Source organism: Pseudoroseicyclus aestuarii (assembly GCF_003217255.1).
GTDB lineage: Bacteria > Pseudomonadota > Alphaproteobacteria > Rhodobacterales > Rhodobacteraceae > Pseudoroseicyclus > Pseudoroseicyclus aestuarii.
On the sequence record NZ_QJTE01000001.1, the window covers coordinates 513298 to 534213 of the forward strand.

Annotated in this window: 21 protein-coding genes; 10 read left to right on the top strand and 11 right to left on the bottom strand. The window is 70.3% G+C overall.

Features of this window, described 5'->3' with window-relative positions:
- Positions 1 to 45: 45 nt before the first annotated feature.
- Complete coding sequence (gene rpoH, locus DFP88_RS02385; protein ID WP_110812831.1) at positions 46 to 960, top strand: RNA polymerase sigma factor RpoH; 915 nt, start codon at positions 46 to 48, stop codon at positions 958 to 960.
- 126 nt (positions 961 to 1086) lie between these two features.
- On the opposite strand, the gene DFP88_RS02390 is transcribed toward rpoH, so the two are convergent.
- From DFP88_RS02390 to DFP88_RS02405, 5 genes are all read right to left on the bottom strand, one after another.
- A complete protein-coding gene (locus tag DFP88_RS02390; RefSeq protein WP_245904642.1) occupies positions 1087 to 1773 on the bottom strand; it encodes an NAD(P)-dependent oxidoreductase in 687 nt (228 codons plus the stop codon).
- Between the two features lie 37 nt (positions 1774 to 1810).
- Positions 1811 to 2797: a Gfo/Idh/MocA family protein gene (locus DFP88_RS02395; protein ID WP_110812832.1), complete on the bottom strand. Its 987-nt coding sequence runs from the start codon at positions 2795 to 2797 to the stop codon at positions 1811 to 1813.
- A 77-nt stretch (positions 2798 to 2874) separates the two neighbouring features.
- Entirely contained in the window at positions 2875 to 3000 is a 126-nt protein-coding gene (locus DFP88_RS17445) for a hypothetical protein (RefSeq protein WP_281268142.1), read from the bottom strand.
- A 33-nt stretch (positions 3001 to 3033) separates the two neighbouring features.
- Entirely contained in the window at positions 3034 to 3342 is a 309-nt protein-coding gene (locus DFP88_RS02400; protein ID WP_110812833.1) for a GNAT family N-acetyltransferase, read from the bottom strand.
- Complete coding sequence (locus DFP88_RS02405; protein WP_110812834.1) at positions 3339 to 5165, bottom strand: M3 family oligoendopeptidase; 1827 nt, start codon at positions 5163 to 5165, stop codon at positions 3339 to 3341. The genes DFP88_RS02400 and DFP88_RS02405 overlap by 4 nt, the downstream gene beginning before the upstream one ends.
- Before the next feature lie 196 nt (positions 5166 to 5361).
- Between DFP88_RS02405 and osmF the strand changes: the two genes are divergently transcribed.
- Genes osmF through DFP88_RS02425 form a run of 4 tightly spaced genes read left to right on the top strand, consistent with a single transcriptional unit; the run spans position 5362 to position 9168 of the window.
- The gene (osmF, locus tag DFP88_RS02410; RefSeq protein WP_110812835.1) at positions 5362 to 6276 is read left to right on the top strand and encodes a glycine betaine ABC transporter substrate-binding protein OsmF; all 915 of its coding nucleotides are present in this window, start codon (positions 5362 to 5364) and stop codon (positions 6274 to 6276) included.
- 5 nt (positions 6277 to 6281) lie between these two features.
- Positions 6282 to 7475 carry an ABC transporter permease gene (locus DFP88_RS02415; protein WP_245904644.1) on the top strand — a complete coding sequence of 398 codons (1194 nt, stop codon included), beginning with the start codon at positions 6282 to 6284 and terminating at the stop codon, positions 7473 to 7475.
- Entirely contained in the window at positions 7472 to 8434 is a 963-nt protein-coding gene (locus tag DFP88_RS02420) for an ABC transporter ATP-binding protein (RefSeq protein ID WP_110812836.1), read from the top strand. Before DFP88_RS02415 ends, DFP88_RS02420 begins: the two co-directional genes overlap by 4 nt.
- Positions 8431 to 9168, top strand: coding sequence for an ABC transporter permease (locus DFP88_RS02425; protein ID WP_110812837.1), 738 nt, complete (start codon positions 8431 to 8433; stop codon positions 9166 to 9168). Before DFP88_RS02420 ends, DFP88_RS02425 begins: the two co-directional genes overlap by 4 nt.
- Positions 9169 to 9171: 3 nt before the next feature.
- Here DFP88_RS02425 and DFP88_RS02430 read toward each other — a convergent pair whose 3' ends face one another.
- From DFP88_RS02430 to DFP88_RS02450, 5 genes are read right to left on the bottom strand one after another with little or no spacing between them, the layout of a single operon-like run.
- Positions 9172 to 10242, bottom strand: coding sequence for an endonuclease/exonuclease/phosphatase family protein (locus DFP88_RS02430; protein ID WP_110812838.1), 1071 nt, complete (start codon positions 10240 to 10242; stop codon positions 9172 to 9174).
- A complete protein-coding gene (locus tag DFP88_RS02435; RefSeq protein ID WP_110812839.1) occupies positions 10239 to 11849 on the bottom strand; it encodes an ATP-dependent DNA ligase in 1611 nt (536 codons plus the stop codon). Before DFP88_RS02435 ends, DFP88_RS02430 begins: the two co-directional genes overlap by 4 nt.
- Positions 11846 to 12886, bottom strand: coding sequence for a ligase-associated DNA damage response exonuclease (locus DFP88_RS02440; protein WP_110812840.1), 1041 nt, complete (start codon positions 12884 to 12886; stop codon positions 11846 to 11848). The genes DFP88_RS02435 and DFP88_RS02440 overlap by 4 nt, the downstream gene beginning before the upstream one ends.
- 10 nt (positions 12887 to 12896) lie before the next feature.
- On the bottom strand, positions 12897 to 13895 hold the full coding sequence (locus DFP88_RS02445; protein ID WP_245904645.1) for an alpha/beta hydrolase: 999 nt from the start codon (positions 13893 to 13895) through the stop codon (positions 12897 to 12899).
- 5 nt (positions 13896 to 13900) lie between these two features.
- Entirely contained in the window at positions 13901 to 14191 is a 291-nt protein-coding gene (locus DFP88_RS02450) for an SCP2 sterol-binding domain-containing protein (RefSeq protein WP_110812841.1), read from the bottom strand.
- 166 nt (positions 14192 to 14357) lie between these two features.
- Between DFP88_RS02450 and DFP88_RS02455 the strand changes: the two genes are divergently transcribed.
- The 5 genes from DFP88_RS02455 to DFP88_RS02475 all read left to right on the top strand — a co-directional run bounded on the left by DFP88_RS02455 (position 14358) and on the right by DFP88_RS02475 (position 19468).
- The gene (locus tag DFP88_RS02455; RefSeq protein ID WP_245904646.1) at positions 14358 to 14840 is read left to right on the top strand and encodes a tetratricopeptide repeat protein; all 483 of its coding nucleotides are present in this window, start codon (positions 14358 to 14360) and stop codon (positions 14838 to 14840) included.
- Between the two features lie 73 nt (positions 14841 to 14913).
- Positions 14914 to 18000, top strand: coding sequence for a helicase-related protein (locus DFP88_RS02460; RefSeq protein WP_110813294.1), 3087 nt, complete (start codon positions 14914 to 14916; stop codon positions 17998 to 18000).
- Positions 18001 to 18040: 40 nt separating this feature from the next.
- Positions 18041 to 18358 carry an RNA-binding S4 domain-containing protein gene (locus tag DFP88_RS02465; protein WP_110812842.1) on the top strand — a complete coding sequence of 106 codons (318 nt, stop codon included), beginning with the start codon at positions 18041 to 18043 and terminating at the stop codon, positions 18356 to 18358.
- Positions 18359 to 18406: 48 nt separating this feature from the next.
- Positions 18407 to 18742, top strand: a complete 336-nt coding sequence (fdxA, locus tag DFP88_RS02470; protein WP_110812843.1) for a ferredoxin FdxA — start codon at positions 18407 to 18409, stop codon at positions 18740 to 18742.
- A 216-nt stretch (positions 18743 to 18958) separates the two neighbouring features.
- Positions 18959 to 19468: a CarD family transcriptional regulator gene (locus tag DFP88_RS02475; RefSeq protein ID WP_110812844.1), complete on the top strand. Its 510-nt coding sequence runs from the start codon at positions 18959 to 18961 to the stop codon at positions 19466 to 19468.
- 135 nt (positions 19469 to 19603) lie between these two features.
- Here the strand turns inward: DFP88_RS02475 and purD are convergent, their stop codons facing one another.
- Entirely contained in the window at positions 19604 to 20860 is a 1257-nt protein-coding gene (purD, locus tag DFP88_RS02480; RefSeq protein ID WP_110812845.1) for a phosphoribosylamine--glycine ligase, read from the bottom strand.
- Positions 20861 to 20916: the final 56 nt, after the last annotated feature.

Consider the following 20916-nt stretch of genomic DNA (forward strand, 5'->3'; position numbering starts at 1 on the left):
GCCAGACATGCGCCGTTACACCATATCCATGTCAAACCCTTTAACATGAGGAGGGGCACTGTGGCAGCGACCTACAGCAATCTCCCGGCCCCCTCGCCGGAACAGGGCCTGAACCGCTACCTTCAGGACATCCGCAAATTTCCGATGCTGGAGCCGGAAGAGGAATACATGCTGGCCAAGCGCTGGGTGGACCACGAGGATTCCTCGGCGGCACACAAGCTGGTGACCAGCCACCTGCGCCTCGCGGCGAAGATCGCCATGGGCTACCGCGGCTACGGCCTGCCGCAGGCCGAGGTCATCTCCGAGGCCAACGTCGGGCTGATGCAGGCGGTCAAGCGCTTCGATCCCGAGAAGGGCTTCCGCCTCGCGACCTACGCCATGTGGTGGATCCGGGCGAGCATCCAGGAATACATCCTGCGCTCCTGGAGCCTGGTGAAGCTGGGCACCACCAGCGCGCAGAAGAAGCTTTTCTTCAACCTGCGCAAGGCCAAGGCCCGCCTCGGCGCGCTGGAAGAGGGCGACCTGCGCCCCGAGACGGTGCAGCGCATCGCCACCGACCTCGGCGTGACCGAGACCGAGGTGATCTCGATGAACCGGCGCATGGCCGGCTCCGACGCCTCGCTCAACGCGCAGGTCGGGCAGGAGGGCGAGGGTACGACCCAGTGGCAGGACTGGCTCGAGGACCAAGACGCCGACCAGGCCGGCCACTATGCCGACCAGGAGGAGCTGGACAGCCGCCGCGCCCTGATGACCGAGGCGATGGAGGTTCTGAACGAGCGCGAGCGGGATATCCTTGTCCGCCGCCGCCTCTCGGACGAGCCGGTGACGCTGGAGGATCTGTCCGGCGTCTACGACGTCAGCCGCGAGCGCATCCGCCAGATCGAGGTGCGGGCCTTCGAGAAGCTGCAGAAGCGGATGCATGATCTGGCGCGCGAGAAGGGCATGATGGCCCTCAGCTGAGACGGTCAGACGTTCTGCGCCCGTCCGGCGTGGCAGGGGGCTCTGCCCCCCGCCTGCGCCAGGGCGCAGGCGCCCCCCGGGATATTTTCAAAGAGAAGATGGGGGGCGCCGGGCGGGCGAGCCCGGTCAGGCCAGCATTTCCTTGACCAGTTCGACGTTGCTGCCCATTTCCTCCGGCTCCTTCCGGGCCACGGCGGGGGTGGCGCGGGACCAGGCGCCGGTCGTGGCGCAATGCAGCATGAAATGGGCGAGATCGCCGTGGCGGGTGCGGATCATGTCCTCGGGGATCATGTCCGGGCCGGTCCAGTAATCGCCCGTCACCTCGCCCGGCATCAGCCAGCCGGGCCGCACCGCCGTCCAGTCGAGGGGGGAGGCGCGCAGGTAGGCCTCCATCTCCTTCATCTGCTCGATCACCTGGTGCAGCGCCGGGATCGCCGTTGTCCGGAAGAGAAGCGGCCCGCGCTGCGTCGTGGCAACCCAGCTGGCCGAGATCGTGACGAGGCGCGAGACACCCTCGGCCTGCATCGCCTCGGCGACGCGGCGGGTGCCGTCGGTATAGAGCGGCGGCGGGTCGAGAAGGGTTTTGGGATCGCCCGGCACGCCGAGCGCGGAGATCACCGCCTCGACCCCGCGCATCGCCGGGGCCAGATCGCCAGAGAGGATGTCGGCCTCGATCCGCTCGACCCCCGGCTGGGCGGGCTCGGCGCCCTCCCAGCTGATGTCGGCGGCGCGGACGCTATGGCCTTCGGCGGCGGCCAGCGCGGTCGCCGCGCGGCCGGTGGCGCCGCGGGCGCCGAGGATGAGAAGGTGCATGTCAGGTCCCACTGGTTGGTTCGGGGCCGAACGCCTGTCAGCCCGCGCCGTTCCCGCGACCTGCCGCCGCATAGACCGCGTCGATCATCGCCTGCGTGCCGCGGCTGAACTCCAGCGGGCAGGCATAGGGCGCGCCCTCGCGGACGGAGCGGCAGAAGGCCTCGACCTGCAGCACGTATTGGTTCAGCCCCGGCCAGCTTTCGCGCTGTTGCGGCTGGCCCGTGCGGTCGAGAACGATCTCGGCCAGCCCTGCCGCATTGGCGGTGAAGGGGGTGGTCATGGTCAACCGACCTTCGGTGCCGTGGAAGACGACGCCCTGCCGGTTGTCGAGCCGGGTCGAGACGAGCCCCGAGTAGCGGAAGCCGGGGAAGCGCGCCGCGACATGGGCGTAGGTGTCGACGCCGGCCTCCCAGTCGAGATCGGCATGGGTGATCGCCTCTGGCTCTTGCCCGGTGGCGAAGCGGATCGAGCCCATGACGTAGACGCCGACATCCGGCAGCGCGCCGCCGCCGACCTCGGCCCGGTTGCGGATATTGGTCATGTCGTCGTTCTTGAAGCAGAAGACCGCCTCGACATGCCGCAACTCTCCCAGCGCGCCCTCGGCCAGAAGCTGGCGCACGCGGGCCCATTGCGGGTGATGCGTGATCATGAAGGCCTCTGCCGCCATCAGCCCGGTCTCGTCGCGCGCCGCGATGACGCGGTCGAAATCCTCGGCCTTCAGGCCCAGCGGCTTTTCGCACAGCACGTGCTTGCCCGCCGCCAGCGCCTTGAGCGTCCAGTCGACGTGCAGCGCGTTGGGGAGCGGGATGTAGACGGCATCGACCGAGGGATCGGCGAGGAGCGCGTCGTAGTCGAGGTGGACCTTCAGACCGGGGGCGAAGGCCTCGAAGGGCGCGGCCTTCTCCTGCGACGAGGTGGCGATGGCCAACAGCTCTGCGCCGCGTGCGGCATGGATCGCGGGGGCCATCTGGTTCAGCGCGAAGCGCGCGGCGCCGAGTACGCCCCAGCGGAGGGTCTGTGTCATGGGGGCATCCTTTTGGCAGCGGGTCTGAGGTGCGCGGCAGCCTAGCGGCCCGCGCGCTGGCGGCAAGGCATCGGCCTTCAGCCGCGCAGGTCCAGCCGCATGATGTGCTGCGGCTCGGCGCTGGCGCCGGTGAAAGTTCTGCCAGTATCTTCCCAGCCGCCCGAGAGGTAGAGCCGCCGCGCCACCGGGTTGCGGGTGTTCACCGTCAGCCAGAGCTGGTCGAGGGCGGGATAAGCCTAGCGCAGGTAGCCGGGCAGGGCGGCGAAGGCGGCGCGGCCGATGCCGCGGCCCTGGTGGTGCTGGTCGATCATCACGCCGCGCAGGCCCCAGGTGCCGGGGCCGGCGAAGCTGCGACCGTCCTCGTAGGCGCGGTCGATCTTGAACAGGCCGACAGCCTTGCCCGCCTCGCGGATCACGTGGAAATCGAGGTGCGGGCGCGGGTCCGACAGGATGCTTTCGGCACTGCCGGCGAACTCCATCTGCTCGGGCGCCGGGGCGAGGTGCAGCACCTCGCCCCGGTCCGTCAGCGCAGAGAGGGTGATCACCCCTCCATCGCCTCCAGCTCGTCGATCATGCCCTCGATCATCGACAGGCCCTTGTCCCAGAAGGCCGGATCGCTCGCGTCGAGGCCGAAGGGGGCCAGCAGCTCCTTGTGGTGCTTCGACCCGCCGGCCTTCAGCATCTCGAAGTACTTCTGCTGGAAGTCGGGCTGCCCTTCCTCGTAGGCGGCGTAGAGCGCGTTCACGAGGCCGTCGCCGAAGGCATAGGCATAGACGTAGAAGGGCGAGTGCACGAAGTGCGGCACGTAGCTCCAGAAGGTCTCGTAGCCCTCGGCGAAGTCGAAGACCGGGCCGAGGCTCTCGCCCTGCACGCTCATCCACAGCTCGTTGATGTCGTCCGGGGTCAGCTCGCCCTTGGCGCGGGCTTCGTGCAGCTTGCACTCGAAATCGTAGAAGGCGATCTGCCGGACGACCGTGTTGATCATGTCCTCGACCTTGCCGGCCAGCAGCACCTTGCGCTCGGCATCGTCCTTCGCCTCGGCCTGCAGCTTGCGGAAGGTCAGCATCTCGCCGAAGACGCTGGCGGTCTCGGCCAGCGTCAGCGGGGTGGAGGCGAGAAGCTCGCCCTGTCCGGCGGCGAGGCGCTGGTGCACGCCGTGCCCCAGCTCATGCGCCAGGGTCATCACGTCGCGCGGTTTGCCGAGGTAGTTCAGCATCACGTAGGGATGCGCGGTGGTGACGGTGGGATGGGCGAAGGCGCCGGGCGACTTGCCCGGCTTCACGGCGGCGTCGATCCAGCCGTCCTCGAAGAAGGGCTGGGCCAGCTCGGCCATCTTCGGATCGAAGGAGGCATAGGCCTCTTCGACGGTGCGGCGCGCCTCGTCCCAGCCGACGATGCGGTCGCTTTCCATCAGCAGGGGGGCGTTGCGGTCCCAGACCTGCAGCCTGTCGAGGCCCAGCCATTTCGCCTTGAGCACGTAGTAGCGGTGCGAGAGGCGCGGATAGGCCTTGACCACGGCATCGCGCAGCGCCTCGACCACCTCGGGCTCGACGTGGTTGGCAAGGTGGCGGCCGGTCTGCGGCGTGGGCATGCCGCGCCAGCGGTCCTCGACCTCCTTCTCCTTGGCGATGGTGTTGTGGATGCGGGCAAAGAGCTTGACGTTGGCGCCAAAGCTGCCGGCCAAAGCGTGGAAGGCGGCCTCGCGCTTGGCGCGATCCTGCTCGGTCAGCAGGTTCAGCGTCTCCTCGATGGTCAGCGCCTCGCCATCGACTTCAAAGCCCATGCCGGCGATGGTCTCGTCGAAAAGCTTGTTCCAGGCGGCGGCCCCGACGGTGGATTGATCGTGCAGGAACCGCTCCAGCTCGTCGGAAAGCTGGTAGGGCTTCATCGCGCGCAGGCGGTCGAAGATCGGCTTGTAGCGCGCCAGCTCCTGGCTCTGGCCCAGAAGGCTTTCCAGATGCGCGTCCTCGAGACGGTTGAACTCGAGGCTCCAGAACACCAGCGGCGCGGTGAAGGCGGTCAGCCGGTCCTGGCAGTCGGACAGGAACTTGGCCCGCTCTGCGTCGGTGGAGTTCTGGTAGTAGCGCAGCCCGGCATAGGACATGATCCGGCCCGCGACCTCGTCGATGCGCTCGTAGCGCTTGACGGCGTCGAGCAGGCCATGCGCGTCCAGCGTGTCCAGCTTGCCCTCGTAGTCCTGCGCGAACTCGCGGCAGGCCTCTTCCAGCCAGTCGATGTCGTTGTTGAACTCGGCGGCATGGGGGGCGGAATAAAGGTCCGAGAGATCCCATTCGGGCAGCGCGCCCAGATCGCGGGCACCGGCCTCTTGCGCGGCATCGCGGAGCGGGGCGGGGCGGGGCAGGGTCATGGCGGCATTCCTGTCGTTGGGGGTCGCGCAGACATAAGCGCCCGCGCCGCGCCGCTCAACCCGCCGGATTGATGGCGCTCATGGCTCTTGTGTACGCTATTTCGGGCCTGCTGCACCTTGCCGCGCGCGATGACGCCCTAGTTGAGCCTGCCAACCGCATCTGTGCGATACACCCCAGCCGCGAAAGGCCAGTACCATGACCACACGCACCCTTCTTGCCGCCGCCGGACTGGCCGCCCTTGCCGGCGCCGCCAGTGCCCAGGACGATGCCGTCACCGTCTCGTCCAAGATCGACACCGAGGGCGGGCTGCTCGGCAACATGATCGCCCTCGCGCTCGAGGATGGCGGCGTGACCGTCGACCGCCGCCTGCAGCTGGGCGGCACGCAGGTCGTGCGCGAGGCGATCCTCGCCGGGCAGATCGACATCTACCCGGAGTACACCGGCAACGCCGCCTTCTTCTTCAACGAGGCCGACAGCGGCGACTGGAACGATGCCGCCACCGCGCTCGAGCGGGCGCGCGAGCTCGACGGAGAGGCGAACGACATCACCTGGCTTGAGCCGGCGCCGGCCAACAACACCTGGGCGATCGCCGTGACCGGCCCCGTTGCCGAGGAGAACGACCTGTCCACGATGTCCGACTTCGGCCAGTGGGTCGCAGGCGGCGGTGACGTGACGCTGGCCGCCTCGACCGAGTTCGTCTCCTCGCCCGCCGTCCTGCCGGCGATGCAGGAGACCTATGGCTTCGAGCTTTCGGACGACCAGCTGGTGATCCTCTCGGGCGGCGATACCGCGGCCACGATCCAGGCGGCGGCGCGCGGCACATCGGGCGTAAACGCGGCCATGGTCTACGGCACCGACGGCGGCGTCGCCGCGACGGGGCTGAAGGTCATGGAAGACGACAAGGGCGTGCAGCCGGTCTACGAGCCGACCCCCATCGTGCGGGACGAGGTCCTCGAGGCGCATCCCGAGATCCCCGAGATCCTGAACCCGATCTTCACCGGCCTCGACCTTGAGACCCTGCAGGAGCTGAACGGTCGCATCCAGGTCGGCGGTGAGCCGGCCGAGGCCGTGGCCCGCGATTACCTGACCCAGACCGGCGTTCTGGACTGATCGGCGTGACGGCCGCGCCGGACCTGCGCGCCCGGCCGGCCGGGGCAGCCTCGGCGGCGTTTTCGCCGCCGGGGGTGCTTTTCGCCGTGCTGGGGCTGGCCTCGCTGGCGCTGCCCTTCGTGACGCTGCGGGCCAACCGCATCGTGTTGGGCGAGGGGCTGGCCCCCTGGGCCGCTGCGCCCGGCGCCTTCGTCGCCTTCACGCTCGCCGCCGTGGTCCTTGGGTTGGGCTTGGGCGTTCAGCGGGGCCGCCCTTGGCTGCGCTTCGGCGGCAGCCTTCTGGGCCTTGCCGGCATCGTGACGCTGCTGGCGCTGGCCTTGCCCTATCTTCTGGAGGAGGCGGGTGATCTGGCCCGCGTCTCGCCCGCTGCGGGCTTCTGGTGCCTTGCGCTGGTGCTGATGCTGCTGATGGCGGATGCGCTCTCGGCGCTGAGGCCGGGGCCATGGCTGCGGCTCGGGCTGCTCGTCGCGGTGCTGGGGGCGCTGGGGCTGGTCCTGGCCTCGGGCGCGCTGGACCGTCTGTCGATCATGCTGGAATACCGCGGCCGCGCCGATGCCTTTGCGCAGGCGGCCTGGCGTCACGTGGCGCTGTCCATCGGCTCTCTCGCGGCGGCGGCGGCAATCGCCTTTCCGCTGGGTATTGCCTGTCACCGCTCCGGGCGCCTGCGACGGGCGATGGTGCCGCTTCTGAGCTTCGTCCAGACGATCCCCTCGCTCGCGATGTTCGGCATCATGATCCCGCTTCTCGCCTGGGTCGCCGCCACCGTGCCCGGCGCGCGAGAGGTCGGCATTGCCGGCATCGGATTCGCCCCGGCCTTCCTCGCGCTGCTCCTCTATTCCCTGCTGCCGGTGGTCGCGAACACGCTGGCCGGCCTCGACGCCGTGCCCCCCGCCGCGCGCGAGGCGGCGACGGGCATGGGCATGACGGCTCTTCAGCGGCTCCGCAGCGTGGAGCTGCCGCTGGCGCTGCCGGTGATGCTCGCCGGGCTGCGGATCGTGCTGGTGCAGAACATCGGCCTTGCGGTGATTGCCGGGCTGATCGGCGGCGGCGGCTTCGGCACCTTCGTCTTTCAGGGGCTGAACCAGACCGCGACGGACCTGATCCTTCTGGGCGCGCTGCCGACGGTGGTCATGGCCCTCTCGGCGGCCATCGTGATGGATGTGGCGGTGGAATTGACGGCCCCGGGAGGCACGCGATGATCGAGATCGACGAAATCACCAAGATCTATCAGGGCCAGCGGGCCGTCGATGCCGTCTCGACCACGATCGAGACGGGCACCATCGCCTGCATCGTCGGCACCTCCGGCTCCGGCAAGACGACGCTGCTGCGGATGATCAACCGGCTGGTGGAGCCGACCTCGGGCGAGGTCCGGCTGAACGGCGAGGCGACGAGTGCCATGCCGCCGCACCTGCTGCGCCGCCGCATCGGCTACGCGATCCAGGGGCACGGCCTTTTTCCGCACCATACCGTGGCGCGCAACATCGGCGCCGTGCCGCGCCTTCTGGGCTGGCCCAAGGCGAAGATCGCCGAGCGGGTAGACGAGCTGCTGGATCTGTTTGGCATGGAGCCTTCGCAGTTCCGCGCCCGCTATCCCGCCGCCCTGTCAGGCGGGCAGCAGCAGCGCGTCGGCGTGGCCCGCGCGCTGGCCTCGCGCCCCGACCTTCTGCTGATGGACGAACCCTTCGGCGCGCTCGACCCGATCATCCGCGCCCGCGCGCAGGAGGATCTGCGCCGCATCCAGCGGCAGCTCGGCTCGACCATCCTGCTCGTCACGCATGACATGGAAGAGGCGATCCGCCTTGGCGACAAGGTTTGCGTCATGGACGGCGGCAAGCTGGTGCAGGACGCCGCGCCGACGCGCATCGTCGCCGATCCGGCCAGCCGCTTCGTCGCCGAGATGGTCGGCGATGCCGAGCGGCCGCTGCGGCTGCTCTCGCTGATCCCGCTCTCCGACCTGCTGGAGCCGGGCGAGGCGCCGGGCGATCCGCTGGACGAGGGCGCGAACCTGCGCGACGCGCTCTCCGCCTGCCTCTGGACCGGGCGCGAGGCGGTGCCGGTCAGCCGCGATGGCGCGCCCGTGGGCCGCGTCACGCTTGAGGCCATCCGCGCCGCCGCCCTGCGCCATGGCGCCACGGACGACGCGCCGGTGCCCGCATGAGGCGGCGCGGCCTGCTGCGCCTGATCCCGGCGCTGCTGCTGGTCGCTCTGGTGGTCTGGCCGCAGGCCTTCGCGCCCCTCTTCGCGCCCTTCGCGCCCGAGGGCGGGCCGGTGATCTACACCCGCACCTCGCTGCTCTCGCTCTCGCTCAGCCATTTGGGGCTGGTGGCGTTGGCCTCGCTCGCCGCGACGCTGATCGCGGTGACGGCGGCGGTGCTGGTGACGCGTCCGGCAGGCGCGGCCTTTCGCCCGCTCTCGCGCAGCGTGGTCAACATCGGGCAGACCTTTCCGCCCGTCGCCGTCCTCGCGCTGGCGGTGCCGGTCCTCGGCTTCGGCGCCGGGCCAACGCTGGTGGCGCTGTTCCTCTACGGGCTTTTGCCGATCTTCGAGAACGCGATGACCGGCCTCTCGACCCTGCCGCCCTCGGTCATGGAGGCAGCGCGCGGCATCGGCATGACCCGCTGGCGCCGGCTCTGGGTGGTGGAGCTACCGCTGGCGCTGCCGGTGATCCTTGCCGGCGTGCGCCTGTCGGTGGTGATCGCGCTGGGCACCGCGACCATCGGATCGACCGTCGCGGCGCGCACTCTGGGCGAGGTCATCATCGCCGGGCTGCTGACCAACAACACCGCCTTCGTGCTGCAGGGCGGGGTGATCGTCGGGCTTTTCGCCGTGCTGATCTACGACGGGCTGACCCTTCTGGAACGGCGGCTCTCTCCCGACCGGAAGGCGGGCTAGGCCCTAGTCCGCGACGCCGTTCAGGGCGCGCGCCGCATCGAAGCTGGTCTGCGCCTCCTCCATGTCATCGGCGCGGCGGGGCACCACGCGCGCCTCGGTCTCGCTGGTCAGGCACAGGTCCGCCTGCACCGGCAGGTGGTCCGAGCCGATGGGGTCCATCACCGCGAAGTCCAGCAGCGCCGGCCCCGGCTGCCAGAGGATCTGGTCGAGCGGCCATTTCATCCAGGCGCTGTGGTGATCGAAGCTGATCGCGAGGCCGCGCCCGACGCGCGGATCGACGAGGCCGCCGATGCGCATGGCGCGGCGCGCCGTCCGCTCCCACGGGGTGCCGTTGTAATCGCCTGCGACGATTGCGGGCACATCGCTGCGCGCGGCCGTCACGGCGGCGTCGAGCACCACGGCATCGCGGATGGTCGAGGGCTGGCCCTGCTGCGGCGGGCGCGGATGCACACCGATGAACCGGACGTCGCGCGCGGGGTGGCGCAGGGTGGTCACCAGCATCGGCGTATCGGCCCCGAGGGGATGCCGGATCTCGGTCTCGTCCATCGGGTGGCGCGAGAAGGCATGAAGGCCGAAGTAGGTCGCCTCGTCGGGGATTGCCTGCACGTGGTAGGGGAAATCCGCGTCCAGCGCCGAAAGCTGCGCGTCCCACCAGGCGTTGATTTCCATCACGAAGAAGATGTCGGGCTTCTGCGCGCGGGCCAGCGCGATCACGGCCTCGGCGTCCCGGTTGGAACGCTGGACATTGGCGATCAGCACCCGCAGGCGGTCTCCCTCGTCGCATTGCGCGGCGGTCGCCACCATCGGCGCGGCGAGCGGCTGGTAGGGCCAGAGCTTCCAGCCGTGATAGCCAAGCGCGGCCAAGGCCGGCAGCAGCAGCAGCGCCCGCCGCCCGCGCCAGCCGCCAAGGATCAGCCAGAGCAGGAGCAGCGCTAGAAGCGCGGCGCCGAACTGCAGGCGCGGAAAATCGAGAAAGCGCACCCACCAGATGTTGGTCTCGACCAGCGGCAACAGGGAGACGGCGCAGAGGCCAAGGATCAGGAGGGCGGTTATCCAGCGCAGCACCCGCATCATGCCGCGTCCTCGCCTGCGTAAAGCCTCAGCATCTCGTGCAGGTCCTCCAGTGTATTGGCCTCGGCCAGGGGCTTGTCGTGGCGCCAGCGTAGCATGCGCGGAAAGCGCAGGGCGACGCCGGACTTGTGGCGCGGGCTGGGCTGGATGCCCTCGAACCCGATCTCGAAGACATGCTCTGGTGTGACCTGCCGCACCGGCCCGAAGGTCTGCTGCGTGTTGCGGCGCACCCATGCAGTGATTTGCCGGAACTCGGTATCCGTGAGGCCGGAGTAGGCCTTGGTGAAGGGCACCAGCGCCTCGCCGTCGCGCACGGCGAAAGTGAAGTCTGTGAACAGGTTCGCGCGCCTGCCGGAGCCGGATTGCGCGTAGATCAGCACGGCGTCGATGGTCAGCGGGTCGACCTTCCACTTCCACCAGTCGCCCTTCTTGCGCCCCGAAAGATAGGGCGAGCCGCGCTTCTTCAGCATTAGCCCCTCGGCCATCAGCTCGCGGCTGCGCGCCCGCTCCTCGGCCAGCGCCTCCCAGCTCTCGCCCGCGACGACGGGAGAGACGCGCAGCGGCGCCTCGGGCGGCAGGGCCTTCGCCGCCTCTTCCAGCAGGGCGCGGCGTTCGGCGAAGGGGCGGGGGCGCAGATCCTCGCCCTGCCATTCCAGCAGGTCGTATCCCATCAGGATCGCCGGCGCCTCGGCCAGCAATTTCTTGGGCACGGTCTTGCGGCCGATGCGCTTTTGCAGCGCGTTGAAGGACAGCGGGCGCGCCTCGGGGCCGTTCCAGGCCAGCACTTCGCCGTCGATCACGGTGCCCTCGGGCAGGAAATCCACCAGCCGCCCCAGCTCGGGAAAGCGGTCGGTCATCAGCTCCTCGCCGCGGGACCAGAGGTAGTGCCCCCCGCCGCGCAGGATCAGCTGGCCGCGGATGCCGTCCCACTTGCGCTCGGCCAGCCAGTCGGTGACGGGGCCGAGCGCCTCCAAGTCCTCGAGCTGGTAGGCGAGGTAGAAGGGGTAGGGGCGCGACAGGTCGGCGCCGGGGTCGGGGGCATGGATCAGCGTCTCCCAGCTGACCGTCTCGGGCGTCCAGTCGCCCATCAGGCGATGGGTCATCTCGGCCTCGTCGATGCCGGTGGCCTGCGCCAGCGCGCGCGTCATCAGCTTCTGGCTGACACCGATGCGAAAGCCGCCCGTCAGCAGCTTGGTGAACAGAAGCCGCTCGGTCGGGCCGAGGCTGTCCCAGGCGGACAGGATGCCGGCCTTGCGGTCCTCCTCGGGGGCGGCGGAGAGGCGGCGGATCTCGGCGATCCACTCCGACAGCGGGCGGTCGTCCTCCTGCCCCGGCTCGGGCAGGACGAGGGCGATGGTCTCGGCCAGATCGCCGACGATGGGATAGCACTCCTCGAAGAGCCAGGCGGGGATAGCCGCCCGCTCTGCCGCCCATTCGCGCAGCACGGTGGCGGTGATGGTACGCCGCGGGCGCCGCCCGGAAAACAGCGCGACGCACCAGAGCTTGTCGGCATCGGGCGCGGTCGAGAAATACTCGGCCATGGCCGCGACCTTGCGGCTGGTCTTGGTCGTCTGGTCGACGGCGCGGAAGAGGGCGGCGAAGTGCTTCACGAGGCCTCCGCCTGCTCCGGGGTCGCCTCTTCGCCATCCCCCTCGTCCTCGCCGTATTCGGTGCTGACGATGCCGGCGTCATACCCTTGTGTTTCCAGCCAGCGGCGGAAGGGGCCGGTATAGCCATGGGTGACGAAGACGCGGGAGGCGCCGGTGGCGCGGATCGCCTCGTTCAGGCCGGGCCAGTCGGCGTGGTCGGACATGATGAAGCCGCGGTCGGCGGCCCGGCGGCGGCGCACCCCGCGCAGGGCCATCCAGCCGCTGGCAAAGGCGGTGCTTGCGGGGGAGGCGGCGCTGCCGAAGCGGCGCGCCCATGTGCCGCCAAGGGCGCTGGGCGTGGCCACCACCAGCGCGCCGGGATGGGCCTTGAGGTCCAGATCCGGCGTCACGCGGATGGTCTCGGGCAGGGCCAGCCCCTGATCGCGCAGCACCTGCGTCACATTCTCGACCGCGCCATGGGTCAGGATCGGCCCGATGGCGGGATCGACGGCGCCCATGACGCGCTGCGCCTTGCCAAGGGCATAGGCGCCGATCACCGCCGTGCGCCCCTCGGCCGCGGTCTGCGCCCACCAGGCGTTCAGGTCCTCGGCCAGTCGGTCCGGCGGCGTCCATTTGAAGACCGGCAGGCCGAAGGTCGATTCGGTGATGAAGGCATGGCAGGGCACGGGCTCGAAGGGGTCCGACAGCCCGTCCGCGACGAGCTTGTAATCGCCCGAGGCGACCCAGACCTCGCCCTTCACCTCGACCCGGATCTGCGCCGAGCCGGGGACGTGCCCGGCGGGATGGAAGGACACCTCGGCATCGCCGATCCGCCGCCGCTCGCCGTAGCGGATGGTCTGCAGGTCGATATCGCCCAGCCGGTGGCGGATCACCGGAGCGGCGAGGTCGGTGCAGAGGTAGCGGCGCATCCCCCAGCGCGAATGATCGGCATGGCCGTGGGTGATCAGCGCCCGGTCCACGGGGCGCCAGGGGTCGATGTAGAAATCCCCCGCGGCGCAGTAGATGCCGCGGTCGGTGAAGCTGAGCACATCCGCCATGGTGGCCGATCTAGCGCGCGGCGTCCCCCGGGCCAGAGGGCGCGGCAGCCTCGAAGAGGTCGAGGATCGCCTCCATCGCCTGCGCGCGCAGGGCCGGCGCCTCCATCAGCACCTCGTGGCGGGCGCCGGGGATCTCGACCAGCCGGCCCCCGGGCCAGCGCGCCATGCGGCGCCGGATCGCGGCGGGATCGACGATCGTCTCCGCGCCGCCGAGGACCGTGACGCAGGGCAGGGCGGGCGGCGGTATCCGCGCCAGCGCCCGCCCCTCGGCCAGCGCGCCGCCGAGCCAGGCCAGCGTGGGCGAGCCGAGCGCCAGTTCGGGATGGGCGGCAAGCTGACCCTGCATGGCGGCGAAGGCCTGCGGGTCGGTCGTCAGCATGTTGCTCTGCACGGGCGCCGTCTCGACATAGCTGCCGGCCTCGAGCCCCGGCACAGGCCTGTGGTGTTGCCGCGCGGCCCGGGCCGAGGCGCTGAGGGCGCGGGCGAGGATGCGCATCCCGCCGGTCATGTGGATGCCCCACATCGGCGCGCTGAACGCGGCCGCGGCGACGGTCAGGCCTTGATGCAGCGCGCGCAGCCCGATGCAGCCGCCCATGGAATGCCCCAGCAGCAGATACGGGCGCGGCAGGTCCTGCGCCTGCGCATGCTCCGTCAGCGCGGCAACGTCGTGCTGGTAATCGGCGAAGCTGGGGACATGGCCGAGGCTGGGATCGGGGTGCAGCCGCTGCGACAGCCCCTGTCCGCGCCAGTCCAGCGTCGCGACGGCAAAGCCGCGCTCCGCGAGGCTCGAGGCGAGGGCCGCGTATTTCTCGATGTATTCGGTGCGCCCGGTGAACAGCAGCACGGTGCCCCGGCCCGGCCCCTGTGGCCGCCAATGCGCCATGCGCAGCAGGACCCCGTCGGCGGCACGCGCCCAGCAGGTTGTCGCCCCCGCCATGGCGGGGGCGATATCGTCCAGACGCGGGGCGGGGCTGCCCGCCACCGCGCCGGGAGGTGCGCTCTGCGGCATCCCGCTCAGGACAGCGCGCCCGCGAGCTTCATCGCCTGGCCCATGTCGCCGTCGACCGACAGCTGGCCCGACATGAAGGCGGCGGTGGCGTTCACGGTGCCTTCGAGGATGCCGCGGAAGGTCTCGGCATCGGCGGTCAGCGTGACCTCGGCGTCCTCGTCCGCCTCGCGCGCGCCGGCGTCGTCAACGATGATCGACCCTTCGTTCTCGATCACCATCTTCGCCTTGCCGTCGAAGCCGTCAGTCCCCAGTTTCTCGTTCAGGGCGGCCACGGCCGCATCCACAGTCTCGGTCATCGATCGCGTTCCTTTTGTCACGTGCTGCCGCGGGCGGCCCTTTCAACAGGCGCCGCGACCTTCTAGGGTTTAAGGCATGAAACCGGATGTTCGATCCAGACTATCCCGCCCGCTGGCCCTTATTTGCGTCGCAACGTCGCTTTTCGCAGCCGCCCCCGCGGGCGCGTTGGACCAGGCCCGGGTCGAGGACCTGCTGGCCGAGTTGCAGCAGGCCGAGCCCGAGCAGGCGGAGCGTCTCGTAGCCCAGCTTCGCGCCGAATGGTCGAAAAGCGGCTCTGCCACCATCGACCTGCTGGTCGATCGCGGGCGCGCGGCGCTGGAGGAAGGCGACGTCCTCACCGCGGCAGAGCATCTGACCGCCGCCATCGACCACGACCCGGATTTCGCAGAGGCCTACCAGCTGCGCGCGACGGCCTACTACCTGGGCGATCGCATCGGCCCGGCGCTGGACGATCTGCGCCAGGCGCTGGTGCTGAACCCCGACAATTTCGACACGATGAAGGGCGTCGCCACCCTTCTCGAGGAGCTGGAGCGTCCCGAGGACGCGCAGGAGGTCTGGATGCGGATCACCGCGCTGAACCCGCACGACCCGGAGGCCGAGGCCGCCCTGGCGCGCCTTGAGCGCAGCCTCGGCGGCCAGCCGACCTGATCCGGGCCCCGCGCCCCCGAAGCCTGCCGCCCCGGCGGGCGCCCCTTCACCGAAAGCGATGCAGATGAACCACATGGCGCCCAGAGCCTCGTCCTCGCGCATCGCCGCCGTGCTGGGGCCGACCAATACCGGCAAGACGCATTACGCGATCGAGCGGATGCTGGCCCATCGCACCGGCGTCATCGGCCTGCCGCTGCGCCTTCTGGCGCGCGAGGTCTACGACCGTGTCGTCGCGGTCCGCGGCCCCTCCGTCGTGGCGCTGGTCACGGGCGAGGAGCGGATCGTGCCGCCGCGCACCGCCTACTGGGTCTGCACGGTCGAGGCGATGCCCGAGACCGATTCGGATTTCCTCGCCGTGGACGAGATCCAGCTTTGCGCCGATCCCGAGCGCGGGCATGTCTTCACCGACCGGCTGCTGAACGCGCGCGGGCGGCACGAGACGCTGTTCCTCGGCTCCGACACCATGCGCCCGGCGATCCAGGCGCTGGTGCAGGGCAGCACGCTGGCGCGGCGAGAGCGGTTCTCGACCCTGACCTACACCGGCGCCAAGAAGATCAGCCGGATGCCCGAACGCTCGGCTATCGTCGGCTTCTCGGTCGACAACGTCTATGCCATCGCCGAGCTTCTGCGCCGGACCAAGGGCGGCGCGGCGGTGGTGATGGGCGCGCTCAGCCCCCGGACCCGCAACGCGCAGGTCGAGATGTATCAGAACGGCGATGTTGACTACCTCGTCGCGACGGATGCCATCGGCATGGGGCTGAACCTCGATATCGCGCATGTCGCCTTCTCGGGGCTGTCGAAGTTCGACGGCCACCGGATGCGGATGCTGAAACCGGACGAGCTGGCGCAGATCGCCGGCCGTGCCGGGCGCCATACGGCGCAGGGCACCTTCGGCGTGACGGGAGAGGCCGCGCCGCTCGACGACGAGGTGATCGGCCAGATCGAGAACCACCAGTTCCGCCCGGTCACGCGCCTCTTCTGGCGCAACGGGCGGCTGGATTTCGGCAGCGCGCAGCGGCTGATCGGCAGCCTCGAGCAGCGCACCGACAACGAATGGCTGGGCCGCGTGCGCGAGAGCGACGATCTCGCCGCGCTCAAGGCGGTCTCGGCCGATCCGGTCGTGCAGGCCCGCGCCGGGGGGCCGCAGGAGGTGCGCCTGCTGTGGGACGTGTGCCGGATCCCCGACTTCCGCGGCATCGGGCGGGGCGAGCATGCCGACCTCGTGGCGCAGATCTTCGCCCATCTGCAGGATCGCGGCCGCATCCCCGAGCAGTGGTTCGCCGACCGGGTCAACCGCATCGACCGGACGGACGGGGATATCGATACCCTGTCGAAACGGCTGGCCTACATCCGCACTTGGACTTATGTCGCCCAACGCCGCGGCTGGCTGCCGGACGAAGAGCATTGGCGCGGGGTCACGCGCGCGGTAGAAGATAGATTGTCGGATGCACTTCACGGCGCGCTCACGCAGCGCTTCGTGGACAGGCGGACCAGCGTGCTGGCCCGCAGACTGAAACAGAAGGAGGACCTGGTGGCCGAAGTGACGGATCAGGGAGAGGTGACGGTTGAGGGGCAGGTGCTCGGCCGGCTCGAGGGATTCCGCTTTCGCGCCGACAAGGCCGGCAGCCCCGACGAGGCGAAGACGCTGCGGCAAGCCGCCGAGCAGGCGCTGAAGCCGCAGCTGCACCTGCGCGCCGACCGCTTCTACAACGCGCCCGACACCGAGCTCGACGTGACCGAGCAGGGCGGTCTGATGTGGGGCTCCAGCGCCGTGGGCAAGCTCTCGCGCGGGCCCGATCCGCTGCGGCCGCAGGTTCAGGCCTTCGTGGACGAGGATGCCGGGCCCGAGATCGCCGAGAAGGTGCAGCGCCGCCTGCAGCATTTCATCGACCGCAAGATCTCCGCCACGCAGGAGGCGCTGCTGGCGCTGAAGAACGACGAGGCGCTGACCGGCCTCGCGCGCGGCTTTGCCTACCGCATGGTCGAGGCCTTCGGCGTGCTGCCGCGCGGCGATGTCGCCGAAGAGGTGCGCGCGCTCGATCAGGATGCGCGGGCCAGCCTGCGCAAGCACGGGCTGCGCTTCGGCCAGTTCACCGTCTTCATGCCGCCGCTGCTGAAGCCCGCGCCGACGCGCATGCGGCTGGTGCTCTGGGCGCTGGACAAGAACCTCGACGAATTCCCCGAAAGCCCGCCGCCGGGCCTCGTGACCGTTCCGGCGCAGAAGGGCGCGCCCGCGGGTTATTACGCCATGGCCGGCTACCGCGCGGCCGGAGAGCGGGCGATCCGCATCGACATGCTCGAGCGGCTGGCCGACATGCTGCGCGACAAGGACAGCCGCGGCGGGTTCGAGGCGACGGCGGACATGCTGTCGATCACCGGCCTCACGCTCGATCAGTTCGCCGAGCTGATGGGCGGCCTCAGCTACAAGGCCGAGAAGGGCGAGCGCGCCAAGCAGAAGCCTGTGAAGGCCGCGGGCGATATCCCCGGCGCGCCGGCCCCGGCGCCCGGGCCCGACATGCCCGATCCCGGCCCCACGCCGGATGCCCCCGATGCGCCCGTCGAGACGCCGCCGGCGCCCGAGACCCCTGACGTGCCGCAGGAGCCGCCAGCGCCGACGCAGCCCGATGTCCCCGAGGTGCCGGAGACCCCGACGCCCGGGCCCGATGTGCCCGATTCGCCCACCGTGCCCGACCTGCCGGACGAGACGCCGCCCAGCCCGCCCGCCGAGGCCCCGGCCGAGACGCCCGGAGAAGTGCCGCCCGCGCCGCCGACGGAGTTGCCGGGCAGCGACGCGCCGGTCGGGATTCCCGCGCAGGCCGCGCAGGCCGAGGCCGAGCCGGAGGTCGAGAGCTACTATACCTTTACCTGGGCTGGCCGCGGCGGCCGCGGCGCGCGCTCCGGCGGGCGGGGCCGCGACGGCGAGGCCGAGGGCGCGCAGCGCGAGCCGCGCCGCGGCAAGGGGCGTGGCAAGGCGCCTGCGGCCGAGGGGGCCGAGGCCGGCAAGCCGCGCCGCGGCAAGCCGCAGCGCCGCGACGGCAAGCCCGGCAAGGGGGCGCGCGACGAACAGCCGCGCAGCTTCTCGTCCCAGCCCAAGCGCGAGAAGGCCGTCGATCCCGACAATCCTTTCGCCGCGGCCCTGGCCGGCTTCAAACCCGAGTGATCGCGCCCGGCGCCGAGCGGGCCGCCACCGGGACGCGGTGATGGCGCGGGCGCCGGAGCCGCCGCCGCGCGAGGTGATCCGGCTTGACCGCTGGCTCTATCACGCGCGCTTCTTCCGCAGCCGGGCCATCGCCTCGGCTCTCGTCTCCAAGGGCCGGGTGCGGGTGAACGGCGACAAGGCGGCGCGCCCCTCGCGCATGGTGGGCGAAAGGGATGTCCTGACCTTCCCGCAGGCCGGCGAGATCAGGGTGATCCGGGTGCTCGCCCCCGGCACGCGGCGGGGTCCCGCCAGCGAGGCGCGGGCGCTTTACGAGGATCTCGATGCCCCCGCGGTGGAGGCGCCGGATGCGCTTGAATGATCCTTGGGCCTGTCTTAGTCAGGCCCACGTCTGAAAGGGGCCGTCTCAATGACATACGTCGTCAAAGACAACTGCATCGCCTGCAAATACACCGATTGCGTGGAAGTCTGTCCGGTGGACTGCTTCTACGAGGGTGAGAACATGCTGGTGATCCACCCCGACGAATGCATCGACTGCGGCGTCTGCGAGCCGGAGTGCCCGGCGGACGCGATCCGTCCCGACACCGATCCGGGTGCCGAGGAATGGGTCGAGTTCAACCGCAAGTATTCCGAGATCTGGCCGGTCATCGTGACCAAGAAGGACCAGCTTCCTTCCGCCGCGGAGATGGACGGCAAGCCCGGCAAGATGGAGATCTTCTCCGAGGCGCCGGGCGAGGGCGGCTGAAGCCGCGCTCTGGCGGATTGCCGCCGGCGCCCCGGGGCGCCGGACCCGGCCCATGCCAAGGCCCGCTGCGGGATGCTTCCGCAGGCGGCTTTTTTGTGCTATGATGCCGGTCTATGCTGCTGAAACCCTGAATGCCGCCGCAGTCGCCGCACCCCGACGGGTCCCCCCGCCGGGCTGTTCGTGATCGCGCATCCGGCGTCCGACAGGAAGGATACCATGACCAAGGCCAAGAAAAGCGACTTCCGCCCCGATGATTTCGTGGTCTACCCCGCGCATGGCGTCGGAAAGATCGTCTCCATCGAGGAGCAGGAAGTGGCCGGCATGACGCTGGAGCTCTTCGTGATCTCCTTCGAGAAGGACAAGATGACGCTCCGCGTGCCGACTCACAAGGCGACCGAGGCCGGGCTGCGCCAGCTTGCCTCGGCCGACGAGGTCGAGCATGCGATGAAGACGCTCAAGGGCAAGGCCAAGGTCAAGAAGGCCATGTGGTCGCGCCGTGCCCAGGAGTACGAGCAGAAGATCAACTCCGGCGATCTGATCGCCATCGCCGAGGTGGTGCGCGACCTGCATCGCGCCGATGACCAGCGCGAGCAGTCCTATTCCGAGCGCCAGCTCTACGAGGCCGCGCTCGAGCGGCTGACCCGCGAGATCGCCGCCGCCTCGGGCAACGACGAAAGCTCTGCCGCCGAGAAGATCGGCAGCGTCCTGGTCAGCCGCGCGGCCTGATCGCCGGGCGGGACACATTGGAGGGGCCGCGGCGGAGACGCCGCGGCCCCTTTGTCGTGCCGGGGCGCGCGCGGCGGCCGCGGGAGCGGGGGCCAGCCCCCGCACCCCCGGGATATTTGCAAAGAGAAGAAGGGGTCAGAGAGCGCGCCAGCCGATGTCCCGGCGGTAGAAGCCCTCGGGCCAGTCGATGGCCTCGGCCAGTGCATAGGCGCGGTCGCGCGCCTCTCTCAGGCTGGCGCCGCGCGCCGTGGCCGAGAGGACGCGCCCGCCGGCGGCGGTGACGGCCCCGCCTGTGCGCGCCGTGCCGGCATGGAAGACGATCTGCGAGGAGGTTTCGGGCGGGGCCTCGAGCCCGCCGATCACGCTGCCCTTCTCGTAGGCCTCGGGGTAGCCCTTGGCGGCGAGGACGACGGTGAGGGCATGATCCTCGGCGAAGACGGGGCGGATATCGGCGAGGCCGCCCATGGCGCAGGCCTGCATCAGATCCAGGACCTGGCCGCCCAGCCGCATCATCAGCACCTGGGCTTCGGGATCGCCCAGCCGGGTGTTGTATTCGATCAGCTTCGGTGCGCCCTTCTCGATCATCAAGCCGGCGTAGAGGATGCCCTGGAAGGGCGTGCCGCGGCGCGCCATCTCGGCCAGTGTGGGGTGGACGATCTCGTCCATCGCGCGGGCGGTGACATCGTCGGTCATCACCGGCGCCGGGGAATAGGCGCCCATGCCGCCGGTATTGGGGCCCTTGTCGCCGTCGAAGGCGCGCTTGTGATCCTGTGCGGTGCCGATCGGCACTGCCGTCTCGCCGTCGCAGAGCACGAAGAGCGAGGCCTCCTCGCCCATCAGCCACTCCTCGATCACCAGCTCGGGGCTGCCGAAGGCACCGGCGAAGACCGCCTCCACGGCTTCGAGCGCCTGGGCCTCGGTCTCGGCCATGGTCACGCCCTTGCCGGCGGCGAGGCCGTCGGCCTTGATCACCAGCGGCGCGCCGCGCTGGCGCACGTAATCGGCGGCCGCCGCGGCATCGGTGAAATGGGCGTAGGCGGCGGTGGGGGCGCCGCAGGCGTCGCAGATGCTCTTGGTGAATGCCTTGGAGCTTTCGAGCCGGGCCGCCGCGGCGCCTGGGCCGACGACCGCGATGCCGGCGGCGCGCAGCGCGTCGGCGACCCCGGCGGCCAGCGGCGCCTCGGGCCCGATGATCACCAGATCCATCGCCGTCTCGGCGGCGAAGCCGGCCACGGCATCGGCATCCTCGATCGGCAGATCGGCGAGCTCGGCGATGCGGGCGATCCCGGCATTGCCCGGCGCAACCACCAGCCGGTCGCATTTCGGGTTCTGAAGCACCGCCCAGGCCAGCGCATGTTCGCGCGCCCCGGCGCCGAGGATCAGGATGTTCATCGTGCCCGCCTTTCCCTTGCAGCCCCGGCGTTCTAGGGTGGCCCCCGCTTGGCAGC

Bases quoted from the DNA above. Each gene is read 5' to 3' on its own strand.
- rpoH (WP_110812831.1), top strand. From the start codon at position 46: ATGAGGAGGGGCACTGTGGCAGCGACCTACAGCAATCTCCCGGCCCCC.
- DFP88_RS02390 (WP_245904642.1), bottom strand. From the start codon at position 1,773: ATGCACCTTCTCATCCTCGGCGCCCGCGGCGCCACCGGCCGCGCGGCG.
- DFP88_RS02395 (WP_110812832.1), bottom strand. From the start codon at position 2,797: ATGACACAGACCCTCCGCTGGGGCGTACTCGGCGCCGCGCGCTTCGCG.
- DFP88_RS02405 (WP_110812834.1), bottom strand. From the start codon at position 5,165: ATGACCCTGCCCCGCCCCGCCCCGCTCCGCGATGCCGCGCAAGAGGCC.
- osmF (WP_110812835.1), top strand. From the start codon at position 5,362: ATGACCACACGCACCCTTCTTGCCGCCGCCGGACTGGCCGCCCTTGCC.
- DFP88_RS02420 (WP_110812836.1), top strand. From the start codon at position 7,472: ATGATCGAGATCGACGAAATCACCAAGATCTATCAGGGCCAGCGGGCC.
- DFP88_RS02425 (WP_110812837.1), top strand. From the start codon at position 8,431: ATGAGGCGGCGCGGCCTGCTGCGCCTGATCCCGGCGCTGCTGCTGGTC.
- DFP88_RS02430 (WP_110812838.1), bottom strand. From the start codon at position 10,242: ATGATGCGGGTGCTGCGCTGGATAACCGCCCTCCTGATCCTTGGCCTC.
- DFP88_RS02440 (WP_110812840.1), bottom strand. From the start codon at position 12,886: ATGGCGGATGTGCTCAGCTTCACCGACCGCGGCATCTACTGCGCCGCG.
- DFP88_RS02445 (WP_245904645.1), bottom strand. From the start codon at position 13,895: ATGCCGCAGAGCGCACCTCCCGGCGCGGTGGCGGGCAGCCCCGCCCCG.
- DFP88_RS02450 (WP_110812841.1), bottom strand. From the start codon at position 14,191: ATGACCGAGACTGTGGATGCGGCCGTGGCCGCCCTGAACGAGAAACTG.
- DFP88_RS02460 (WP_110813294.1), top strand. From the start codon at position 14,914: ATGGCGCCCAGAGCCTCGTCCTCGCGCATCGCCGCCGTGCTGGGGCCG.
- DFP88_RS02465 (WP_110812842.1), top strand. From the start codon at position 18,041: ATGGCGCGGGCGCCGGAGCCGCCGCCGCGCGAGGTGATCCGGCTTGAC.
- fdxA (WP_110812843.1), top strand. From the start codon at position 18,407: ATGACATACGTCGTCAAAGACAACTGCATCGCCTGCAAATACACCGAT.
- DFP88_RS02475 (WP_110812844.1), top strand. From the start codon at position 18,959: ATGACCAAGGCCAAGAAAAGCGACTTCCGCCCCGATGATTTCGTGGTC.
- purD (WP_110812845.1), bottom strand. From the start codon at position 20,860: ATGAACATCCTGATCCTCGGCGCCGGGGCGCGCGAACATGCGCTGGCC.